General features: G+C 69.8%; 7 protein-coding genes. 4 read left to right on the top strand and 3 right to left on the bottom strand.

Going from position 1 to position 10847, the window contains the following annotated elements:
* Positions 1 to 178 precede the first annotated feature (178 nt).
* Both recN and PKE44_RS01935 read right to left on the bottom strand, forming a co-directional pair.
* Positions 179 to 1849 (bottom strand): DNA repair protein RecN, encoded by a 1671-nt coding sequence (recN, locus tag PKE44_RS01930; RefSeq protein ID WP_324547973.1) that lies wholly within the window; start codon positions 1847 to 1849, stop codon positions 179 to 181.
* Between the two features lie 78 nt (positions 1850 to 1927).
* Positions 1928 to 2821: an NAD(+) kinase gene (locus PKE44_RS01935; protein ID WP_324547974.1), complete on the bottom strand. Its 894-nt coding sequence runs from the start codon at positions 2819 to 2821 to the stop codon at positions 1928 to 1930.
* A 149-nt stretch (positions 2822 to 2970) separates the two neighbouring features.
* Here PKE44_RS01935 and hrcA point away from each other — a divergent pair, with 149 nt between their 5' ends.
* From hrcA to dnaJ, 4 genes are all read left to right on the top strand, one after another.
* Positions 2971 to 4032, top strand: a complete 1062-nt coding sequence (gene hrcA, locus PKE44_RS01940; protein WP_324547975.1) for a heat-inducible transcriptional repressor HrcA — start codon at positions 2971 to 2973, stop codon at positions 4030 to 4032.
* A gap of 120 nt (positions 4033 to 4152) precedes the next feature.
* Positions 4153 to 4728 (top strand): nucleotide exchange factor GrpE, encoded by a 576-nt coding sequence (gene grpE / locus PKE44_RS01945; RefSeq protein ID WP_324547976.1) that lies wholly within the window; start codon positions 4153 to 4155, stop codon positions 4726 to 4728.
* 161 nt (positions 4729 to 4889) lie between these two features.
* Entirely contained in the window at positions 4890 to 6806 is a 1917-nt protein-coding gene (gene dnaK, locus PKE44_RS01950) for a molecular chaperone DnaK (RefSeq protein WP_324547977.1), read from the top strand.
* 118 nt (positions 6807 to 6924) lie between these two features.
* Entirely contained in the window at positions 6925 to 8076 is a 1152-nt protein-coding gene (dnaJ, locus tag PKE44_RS01955; RefSeq protein ID WP_324547978.1) for a molecular chaperone DnaJ, read from the top strand.
* 301 nt (positions 8077 to 8377) lie between these two features.
* On the opposite strand, the gene PKE44_RS01960 is transcribed toward dnaJ, so the two are convergent.
* Entirely contained in the window at positions 8378 to 10570 is a 2193-nt protein-coding gene (locus PKE44_RS01960; RefSeq protein ID WP_324547979.1) for a catalase, read from the bottom strand.
* Positions 10571 to 10847 lie beyond the last annotated feature (277 nt).

Raw genomic sequence — 10847 nt, forward strand, 5'->3', positions numbered from 1 at the left:
CGGCGACAGCAATGCCTGCGCGTGCCAGCATTGCTGTCGCCTGTCTGTACATTAATTCATCCGAATGTTAATAGCATTAAATTAATTGTGGTAAACGGCAGGAGCGGCGGTGCAGTTTCGCGCCGCCGGTGCGGATGCTCGCCGTCGATGCCGCGCCGGTGGCGGCGCGGGCGGGGTTTCAGGCCTGGCCGCGGGCGATCATCTCGCGCGCGTGGGCGAGCGTGCGGGCGGTGATGTCGATGCCGCCGAGCATGCGCGCGATCTCCTGCACGCGGGCCTCGGCATCGAGCGCGATGACGCGGGTCGCGGTGCTCTCGCCATCCGTCTGCTTGTGCACCTGCAGATGGCGGTGCGCCTGCGCGGCGACCTGCGGCAGGTGCGTGACGCAGAGCACCTGCCGGCCGCTGCCGAGTTCGCGCAGCCGCCGGCCGACGATCTCGGCGACGCCGCCGCCGATGCCGGTGTCGACCTCGTCGAAGATCAGCGTCGGGATCTGCGCGCCGTGCGCGGTGATCACCTGCAGCGCCAGCGAGATGCGCGCGAGCTCGCCGCCGGAGGCGACCTTCGCGAGCGGGCGCAGCGGCTGGCCGGGGTTGGCGCTGACCATGAACTCGATCTGCTGCAGCCCGGCCGGCGTCGGGCGTTCGAGCGGCTGCAGCTCGACCGCGAAGCGCCCGCCCGGCATGCCGAGCTCGTGCATCGCCGCGCCGACCTGCTCGCCGAGCGTCACCGCCGCCGCCGCGCGTGCGGCGCCGACCTGATCGGCGATGCGCCGGTAGGCGGTCTCGGCCTTCGCCAGCTCCTGCGTCAGCTCGTCGAGGCGCAGCTCGCCGTGTTCGAGTTCGTCGAGTTCGGCGCGCAGCGCATCGAGCAGGCCGGGCAGGTCCTCGGGGCGCTGGCGGTGCTTGCGTGCCAGTGCGCTGATCTCGCCGAGCCGCGTTTCCAGCCAGCCGAGCCGGCGCGGGTCGAGGTCGAGCCGGTCGAGGTAGCGGCGCAGTCCGTCGGCGGCCTCCTGCACCTGGATCAGCGCCGAGCCGACCAGCTCGGTGAGCGGCGCGAGCGCGGCATCGATGCCGGCGAGCTCGCCGAGCTGGTCGGCGGCCGTGCCGAGCAGGCCCTGCGCCGAGACCGGCTCGCCTTCGTAGAGCGCATCGAGCACCTGGCGGCAGGTGTCGAGCAGCCGCCCGGCGTTGGCGAGGCGGGCGTGCTCCTCTTCGAGCTGCGGCAGTTCGTCGGCACCGAGCGCGAGGTCTTCGAGCTCGCGCACCTGGTAGCGCAGCATGTCGAGGCGCGCATCGCGCTCGGCGCCACGCTGGGCGAGTTCGTCGATGCGCCGGCGCAGCCGCGCCCAGTGCTGGAAGGCGGCGCCGAGCGCGGTGAGTTCGGTTTTGAGGCCGGCGTGGGCGTCGAGCAGCGCGCGCTGCGCGTCGCGCTGCATCAGCGACTGGTGCTCGTGCTGGCCGTGGATGTCGACCAGCCGCTCGCCGAGTTCGCGCAGGCTCGCGAGCGGCAGCGGCGAGCCGTTGATCCACGCGCGCGAGCGGCCGTCGCGGCCGATCGTGCGCCGCAGCACGCATTCATGCGTTTCGAGGTCGAGCTCGCGCTCGGCGAGCCAGTCCTGCGCCCCCGGCAGGCGCTCGACATCGAAGCGCGCGGCAATCTCGGCGCGCTCGGTGCCGGTGCGCACGGCTGCGGCGTCGCTGCGGTCGCCGAGCAGCAGGCCGAGCGCATCGACCATGATCGACTTGCCGGCGCCGGTCTCGCCGGTGACCGTGGTCATGCCGGGGCCGAATTCGAGTTCGAGGCTTTCGACGATCGCGTAATCGCGGATGGAGAGTTGGGTCAGCATCGGCAGCAGGGAAGCGCGGGCAGGAGGCGTGCGGGAAGCGGGAAGCGGCTGGAAAAGCCCGTGGCGGGCGCGCCGCCGTCAGCGGTTCGAGGTCGCGCCTTCGGGGTTGACGCCCCAGCGCAGCTTGGCGCGCAGCAGCTCGAAGTAGTCGTGACCGACCGGGTGCAGCAGGCGCATGCGCCGGCGCTTCTGGCGCACGACGACGCGGTCGCCCGGCTCGATCGGCAGGCTGATCTGGCCGTCGCAGGTGATCTGCGTGTGCGTGGTGTTGCGCACGCAGATCTCGATCTGCGCGTCGGCCCCGACCACGATCGGGCGGTGCGTCAGCGTGTGCGGGCAGATCGGTGCGACCAGCAGCGCTTCGAGCGCCGGGTGCAGGATCGGGCCGCCGCAGGACAGCGCATACGCGGTCGAGCCGGTCGGCGTCGAGATGATCAGGCCGTCGGAGCGGTAGGCGTTCAGCAGCTGGCCGTCGAGGAAGGTGTCGAGCTCGACCATGCGCGCCACGTCGCGCTTGTGCACGACGACATCGTTGAGCGCCATCGCCTCGCTGAGCGTCTGCTCGCCGCGCAGCACCTGCGCGTGCAGCATCAGGCGCAGCTCCTCGCGGAAGCGCCCCTGCAGGATCTCGTCGAGGCCGGCCGGAATCTCGTTCGGCGACACATCGGTCAGGAAGCCGAGCCGGCCGAGGTTGACGCCGACGATCGGCACCTGGAAGTCGACCAGCGCACGCGCAGCGTCGAGCAGTGTGCCGTCGCCGCCGACGACGATGGCGAGATCCGCCTGCCGGCCGATCAGCCGGCGCGTGGCGACCTCGGGGCCGCGCACCGTCACGTGTGCGGCACTCTGCTCGTCGAGCAGCACGCGACGGCCGGCCTGCCTGAGCCAGCCGGCGATCTGGTCGAGCGTCGGCGCGACGCTCGCGTCGTTGTACTTGCCGATGAGGCCGATGGTGCTGAAGAGATAGGGCATCGTGCGGGCCTTCCGGAAGCGCGTGCGGGCTATGATCGCACGCACCCGGTGCGCCGACCTATCGCCTTGACACCCCGCGCCGGGGCTGATTAGCTGACCCTGTTTGGCACTCTACGGCCCTGAGTGCCAATCGCCGCCGGAGACGCACCGTGGCCCGTCAGCCCGTACCCGCCAGCCAGTTGTCCGATCGCGCCCAGCTGCTGCTGAAGGCGCTGGTGCAGCGCTACATCGAGGACGGCCAGCCGGTCGGCTCGCGCACGCTGGCCAAGAACACCGGCATGGACCTGTCGCCGGCGACGATCCGCAACGTCATGTCGGACCTCGAGGAACTCGGCTTCCTGCGCGCGCCGCACACCTCGGCCGGGCGCGTGCCGACCGTGCGCGGCTACCGCTTCTTCGTCGACACGCTGATGCAGGTGCGCCCGCTCGAGAACGCCGCCGTGCAGTCGATGGAGCGCGAGCTGCGCGGCGCGCACAGCACGCACGGTCTCGTGCAGTCGGCCTCGACGCTGCTGTCGGGGCTCTCGCACATGGCCGGCATCGTGATGATCCCGCGCCGTGACTCGGTGACGCTGCGCCAGATCGAGTTCCTGCCGCTGTCGGAGCGGCGCGTGCTGGCGATCATCGTCGTCAACGAGCGCGAGGTGCAGAACCGCATCCTGCACGTCTCGCGCGACTACACGCGCACCGAGCTGACCGAGGCCGCGAACTACCTGAACCGCCTGTTCGCCGGCCACGACCTGCAGCAGGTGCGCGCGCAGCTGCTCGCCGAGCTGCAGGCCGCGGAGCTGGAAGCCAACGACCTGCTGCAGCGTGTCGCCGAGATGGCCGAGCAGGCGCTGAGCCCGGAGGCGCGCGAGCTGCCCGATGACTTCGTGCTCGCCGGCCAGACCAACCTGATGGGCTTCTCGGAGCTGGCCGACGTGCAGCGCCTGCGCGGCCTGTTCGAGGCCTTCACGCACAAGCGCGACCTGCTCGGCCTGTTCGACCAGTGCCTGCGCGCCGACGGCGTGCAGATCTACATCGGCGACGAATCCGGCTACGAAGTCCTCGACGAATGCAGCGTCATCGCCGCGCCCTACGGCTGCCCCGGCCAGACGCTCGGCGTGCTCGGCATCATCGGGCCGACGCGCATGGCCTATGAGCGCGTCGTGCCGCTCGTCGACGTGACCGCGAAGCTGCTGTCGGCGGCCTTGAATTCCCAGGCCTGACCCCCCAGATACCGAGCCCGTATGCCTGCATCGCCGTCCTGCGGCGGCGCGTGCGGGCGTCCTTTGCTGCCGAAACCGGCCGTCACGCACGGTCGCCCGCCTTACCGGAGAGCCATCCGCATGAGCCAGGAAGACATCACCGCGACCCCGAATCCCGCCGCCGCCGCCGAGGCGCAGCCGGCGCCGGCCGCGCACGAGGAGCTGCCGGTCGCGACCCCCGAACAGGAACTGGAGAACCTGCGCGCCGAGCTGGCCGCGGTCAGCGCCAAGGCCGAGGCGCACTGGAACGAATTCCTCGCCGCGCGCGCCGAGATGGACAACCTGCGCCGGCGCAGCGAGCGCGATCTGGCCAACGCCCACAAGTTCGCGCTGGAAAAATTCTTCGCCGAGCTGCTGCCGGTGCGCGACGGCCTGGAGATGGGCATCCAGGCCGCCGTCGAGGGCGCCGACTTCGCGAAGCTGCGCGAGGGCAGCGAGATGACGCTGCGCATGCTCGCCGCGGCGATGGCCAAGTTCGGGCTGGTCGAGATCGACCCGGCCGGCCAGAAGTTCAATCCCGAGCAGCACGAGGCGCTGGCGATGGCGCCGGTGCCCGGCGTCGAGCCGAACCACGTCGTGCAGGTCGTGCAGAAGGGCTACGTGCTCAACGAGCGCCTCGTGCGCCCGGCCAAGGTCATCGTCGCGAAGGCGCCGTGACGGCGGCATGAACATTTCATGTGATTCGCGCAATTCGCGTGCCGCGGACGCTTGAAGCGCCGGCCCGCGTCCCCATTTCCGCGAACAGCGGCGGGTCGCCGCGACCCGCAAGACCGAACCGCAGCCCCAGCCTGCCAGCGCACCCCTTCAGAGAGGACATCATGGGCAAGATCATCGGCATTGACCTCGGCACGACCAACTCCTGCGTCGCCATCATGGAAGGCGGCAAGCCGCGCGTCATCGAGAACAGCGAGGGCGACCGCACCACGCCGTCGATCGTCGCCTTCCTCGAAGACGGCGAGATCACCGTCGGCCAGCCGGCCAAGCGTCAGGCCGTCACCAATCCGCAGAACACGCTGTTCGCGGTCAAGCGCCTGATCGGCCGCCGCTTCACCGACGCCGAGGTGCAGAAGGACATCGATCTCGTCCCGTACAAGATCGTCAAGAACTCCAACAACGACGCCTGGGTCGAGGCGCGCGGCAAGGCGATGGCGCCGCCCGAAATCTCGGCGCGCGTGCTGATGAAGATGAAGAAGACCGCCGAGGACTATCTCGGCGAGCCGATCACCGAGGCCGTGATCACGGTGCCGGCCTACTTCAACGACTCGCAGCGCCAGGCGACCAAGGACGCCGGCCGCATCGCCGGTCTGGAGGTCAAGCGCATCATCAACGAGCCGACCGCGGCGGCGCTCGCCTTCGGCATGGACAAGTCCGGCGGCAAGGACCGCAAGATCGCGGTCTATGACCTCGGCGGCGGCACCTTCGACATCTCGGTCATCGAGATCGCCGATGTCGACGGCGAGAAGCAGTTCGAGGTGCTCTCGACCAACGGCGACACCTTCCTCGGCGGCGAGGACTTCGACAAGCGCGTCATCGACTACCTCGTCGAGCAGTTCCAGAAGGACACCGGCATCAACCTCGCCAGTGACCCGCTGGCGCTGCAGCGCCTGAAGGAATCGGCCGAGAAGGCCAAGATCGAGCTGTCCTCGGCGCAGCAGACCGAGATCAACCTGCCGTACATCACCGCCGATGCCTCGGGTCCGAAGCACCTGAACCTGAAGCTGACGCGCGCCAAGCTCGAATCGCTGGTCGAGGACCTGATCGAGAAGACCATCATCCCGTGCCGCACGGCGCTCAAGGATGCCGGCGTCTCGGTCGGCGACATCGACGACGTGCTGCTGGTCGGCGGCCAGACCCGCATGCCGAAGGTGCAGGAGGCGGTCAAGGCCTTCTTCGGCAAGGAGCCGCGCAAGGACGTGAACCCCGACGAGGCGGTCGCCGTCGGCGCGGCGATCCAGGGCGGCGTGCTCGGCGGCACGGTCAAGGATGTGCTGCTGCTCGACGTGACCCCGCTCAGCCTCGGCATCGAGACGCTCGGCGGCGTCATGACCAAGCTGATCGAGAAGAACACCACCATCCCGACCAAGCAGACGCAGACCTTCTCGACCGCCGACGACAACCAGACGGCCGTCACCGTGCACGTGCTGCAGGGCGAGCGCGAGCAGGCGCACGCCAACAAGTCGCTCGGCAAGTTCGACCTGCAGGACATCCCGCTGGCCCCGCGCGGCGTGCCGCAGATCGAGGTGACGTTCAACATCGACGCCAACGGCATCCTGCACGTCTCGGCAAAGGACAAGGCCACCGGCAAGGAGCAGAGCATCGTCATCAAGGCGAGCTCGGGCCTCAACGAGGACGAGATCCAGCGCATGGTCAAGGACGCCGAGGCGCACGCCGAGGAGGACCGCAAGTTCCACGAGCTGGTCAATGCCCGTAACGGCGCCGACAACCTGATCCACGCCTCGGAAAAGACGCTGAAGGACCTCGGCGAGAAGGTCGAGCCGGCCGAGCGCGCCGCGCTCGAATCGGCAATCTCGGAGTTGCGCACCGCGGCCAAGGGTGACAACAAGGACGTGATCACCAGGAAGACCGAGGCGCTCGGCGAGCTGTCCTCGAAGCTCGCGACCCGGCTGTACTCGGCCGAGGCCGGAGCCGAAGGCGCCGCCGGTGCCGGTGCGAAGAAGCCGGCCGAGGACGGCGTCGTCGATGCCGAGTTCGAAGAAGTGAAGGATCGCAAGTAAGCTCGCCGGTTGAGCCGTGCGTGTGTGGCCGGGCGTCGGGACTTTCCCCGGCGCCCGGCTTTTGTCGTGTCCCTGAGGCGGGTTCCGCACCCGCCCGCCGCCCCGACGGATCGTGCCGATGTCCAAGCGTGATTTGTATGAAGTGCTCGGCGTCGCCAAGAACGCCAGCGACGACGAGATCAAGAAGGCCTATCGCCGCCTGGCGATGAAGCTGCATCCGGATCGCAACCCCGACGACAAGGTCGCCGAGGAGAAATTCAAGGAGGTCAAGTTCGCCTACGAGTCGCTGTCCGATGCGCGCAAGCGCGCGGCCTACGACCAGTTCGGCCACGCCGGCCTCGAAGGCGGCCCCGGCGGCGGCGGTCCGGGTGGGGCCGGCGGACCGAACTTCTCGGACATCTTCGGCGACATCTTCGGCGACATCTTCACCGGTGGTGGCGGCGGCGGACGCGGCGGGCGCGACTCGGCCTACCGCGGCGCCGACCTGCGCTACATGCTGGACCTGACGCTCGAAGAGGCCGTGTTCGGCACCACGGCCAAGATCCGCGTGCCGACGCTGGTCGGCTGCCAGCACTGCAACGGCAGCGGCGCGAAGAAGGGCACCAAGCCCGCGCAGTGCCCGACCTGCAACGGCGTCGGTCAGGTGCGCATGCAGCAGGGCTTCTTCTCGATCCAGCAGACCTGCCCGCGCTGCCACGGTCGCGGCGTCGTGATCATGGACCCCTGCGAGCACTGCCACGGCCACGGCCGCGTCGAGGAGCAGAAGACGCTGTCGGTGAAGGTGCCGGCCGGCGTCGACAACGGCGACCGCATCCGCCTGTCCGGCGAGGGCGAGGCCGGCGAGGGCGGCGGACCGGCCGGCGACCTGTACGTGCAGATCCGCGTCAAGCCGCACCCGATCTTCACGCGCGAGGAGAACGACCTGTTCTGCGAGGTGCCGATCAGCTTCACGATGGCGGCCCTCGGCGGCGAGATGGAAGTCCCGACGCTCGACGGTCGCGTGGCGCTGAAGATTCCCTCCGAAACCCAGACCGGGCGCGTGTTCCGGCTGCGCAGCAAGGGCGTGAAGTCGGTGCGCGGCGGCCTGCAGGGCGACCTGCTCTGCAAGGTCACGGTCGAAACCCCGGTCAACCTGACCGCCCGCCAGCGCGAGCTGCTCGAACAGTTCGCCGAGAGCATGGGCGAGGGCAGCCACGAGCACTCGCCGCAGTCGAGCGGCTGGTTCGACAAGGTCAAGAAGTTCTGGGACGAGATGACCGGCGCGGGCTGATCCGCTGCAGTGCCGGCGCGGGCAGGGCGGTGCGGGACGATTCCCGGCTGCCGCCGATGCAGACCCCGCGCTGGGTCAGACCCGAAAAGCCGGGCGCGCAGCCCGGCTTTTCTGCTGTCTGCGGCCGACGCCTTCCATCAGCACTGCCAGCACAGGATACCGATCCCAACAGAACGCCTCGCTTTTCAGCCCCTCGGCCATCCTGCGAGCTGCCCCCATTGTCCCGCCTCTGCGCCGGCAGGTCGCCGCCGGATCGTCAGGGCGGCTTGCGGGCGCCCGGCGGTTTCCGCATGCCGCCGCCTCAGGCCGCGATCTGTGCCGCCAGCGGCCGGTCCGGGAAGCGGTGGCGGGCCAGGGTGGCGACGAAGCGATCGACGGCGGTGGCCACGTCGCTGCCATCGGCGATCAGCACGCCCTGGGCTTCGAGCGTTGCGGCCGGCGAGCCGCTGCTGCCGGAGGCGGCGGTGGCCGCGAGGCCGCTCAGGGTGCCGAGCTGGGTTGCGGCCAGCAGCGCCCGGCCTTCGGCGAGCACGCCGATCGGCTTGCCGTGGCGGTAGGCCTCGTCGAGGAAGCGCCGGGCCTCGCCGATCTCGGTCAGCTGCTGCACGCCGGGGGCGCCGCCCGGCACGAACACGGCGTCGAACAGCACCGAGCTGCTGTTGGCGAAGGTCGCCATCGCCGCGATCTCGCCGGTCAGCGGGCCGAGGTGGGGGCCGACGACCATGGCCTGCGCGCCGGCGCAGCTGAGCGCCGAGCGCAGCGACAGGATCTGGCTGGCATCGCTGCCCGGAGCGGCGAGCACCGCGACCTTGCGCCCGGCGGCCGAGGCCGGCTGGCTGCCGTCGAGCAGGCTCAGGCCGCGCGTGCTCTGCAGCCGGCCCGAGGCCGAGGTCGGCGACACGGCCGAGGCGAAGATCGCGATCTCGTCGGCCTTGTCGCTCGCTGCCGAGGGCGGCACGGCTGCGGCGCTGTCACCGGCCGTCTCGCCGAGCGCGCGGCCGACCTGCGCGGCGAGCACCGGATTGATCTGCTGCAGATGATCGAGCATGCGCACGCGCACCTCGCGCGTCGCGACCTTGCTTAGTTCGAAGGACAGCGCCTTGGCGATGTGCGCGCGCTCGACCGCGGTCTGGCTGTTCCAGAACAGCTTCGCCTGCCCGTAATGGTCGGCGAAGCTCGGGCTGCGCTCGCGCAGCTTGCGGCCTTCGAGCGCGCCTGCGTGCGAATGGAAGCCATCGGCCGCGCCGGTGGCCGCCGGATCGTGGCCATCGAGCGAGGCCGGTGCGTAGGCGACGCGGCCCTTGTTGATGGTGTGGCGCATGTGCGCGTCGCGCTGGTGGTTGGCGACGCAGGCGAGCGGCCGGTTGATCGGCAGTTCGGAGAAGTTCGGCGAGCCGAGGCGCGACAGTTGCGTGTCGAGGTAGGAGAAATTGCGCCCCTGCAGCAGCGGGTCCTCGGTGAAGTCCATGCCGGGCACGATGTTGGTGGTCATGAACGCCACCTGCTCGGTCTCGGCGAAGAAGTTGTCGGGGTTGCGATCGAGCACCATGCGCCCGACCCGGCGCAGCGGCACGAGGTCCTCGGGCACGATCTTGGTGGCATCGAGGATGTCGAAATCGAATTGCGCGGCGGTCGCCTCGTCGAAGATCTGCACGGCCAGTTCCCATTCCGGGCAGTTGCCGGCCTCGATCGATTCCCACAGGTCCTTGCGGTGGAAGTCCGGATCGGCGCCGGCGAGCTTCAGCGCCTCGTCCCAGACCAGCGAGTGCGCGCCGTGCTTGGGTTTCCAGTGGTACTTGACGAAGTGCGCAACGCCCTCGGCATTGACGAGCCGGAAGGTGTGCACGCCGAAGCCGTCCATCAGCGCGTAGCTGCGCGGGATCGCCCGGTCGCTCATGACCCACATGATCATGTGCATGGCCTCGGGCGTCAGCGAGATGAAGTCCCAGAAGGTGTCGTGCGCGGTCGCCGCCTGCGGGATTTCGTTGTGCGGCTCGGCCTTGGCGGCGTGGATCAGGTCCGGGAACTTGATCGCGTCCTGGATGAAGAACACCGGGATGTTGTTGCCGACCAGATCCCAGTTGCCCTGCGGCGTGTACATCTTCACGGCGAAGCCGCGCACGTCGCGCGCGGTGTCGGCCGAGCCGCGCGAGCCGGCGACGGTCGAGAAGCGCACGAACACCGGCGTTTTCAGTGACGGATCGGTCAGCACCTGCGCGGTCGTGAATTCCGACAGCGAATCGTCGTAGACCTCGAAGAAGCCATGCGCCGCTGCGCCGCGCGCATGCACGACGCGCTCCGGGATGCGCTCGTGATCGAAGTGCTGCAGCTTCTCGCGCAGCAGGAAATCCTCCAGCAGCGTCGGCCCGCGCCCGCCGGCCTTCAGCGAGTTCTGGTCATCGCCGACCGGCTGGCCCTGATTCGTGCTCATCGGCGCCCGGCCGTCGGTGGTGGCGCGGGCCAGATCCTGCTGCTTGGCGTTTTCGTGGGACATGCGGAAATTCCTCGCTCGCTGGGGGGCCGGCACTGGAAGGATGTCGTCGGCCGGTTCGACGCGGACCGTGCGCGGGCACACGGCAGCCGTGTCGTCCGGACCCCGGACGGTGCGCGGGGGTTCGGCGGGCGGGGCGGGGCGGGGGTTACGATCCGGCAAGGTGAGGCGGGTCGCAGGCGCGACAGCCGCAACCGGCCTCGCTACGCTGCACTGCACACTCCAAAGCGCCGCAGGGCAGGGAGGCTGCGATGTCCGGACTACCCAAGCCGCGGGTGTT

This window comes from Plasticicumulans sp., assembly GCF_035331805.1.
Taxonomy (GTDB): domain Bacteria; phylum Pseudomonadota; class Gammaproteobacteria; order Competibacterales; family Competibacteraceae; genus Plasticicumulans.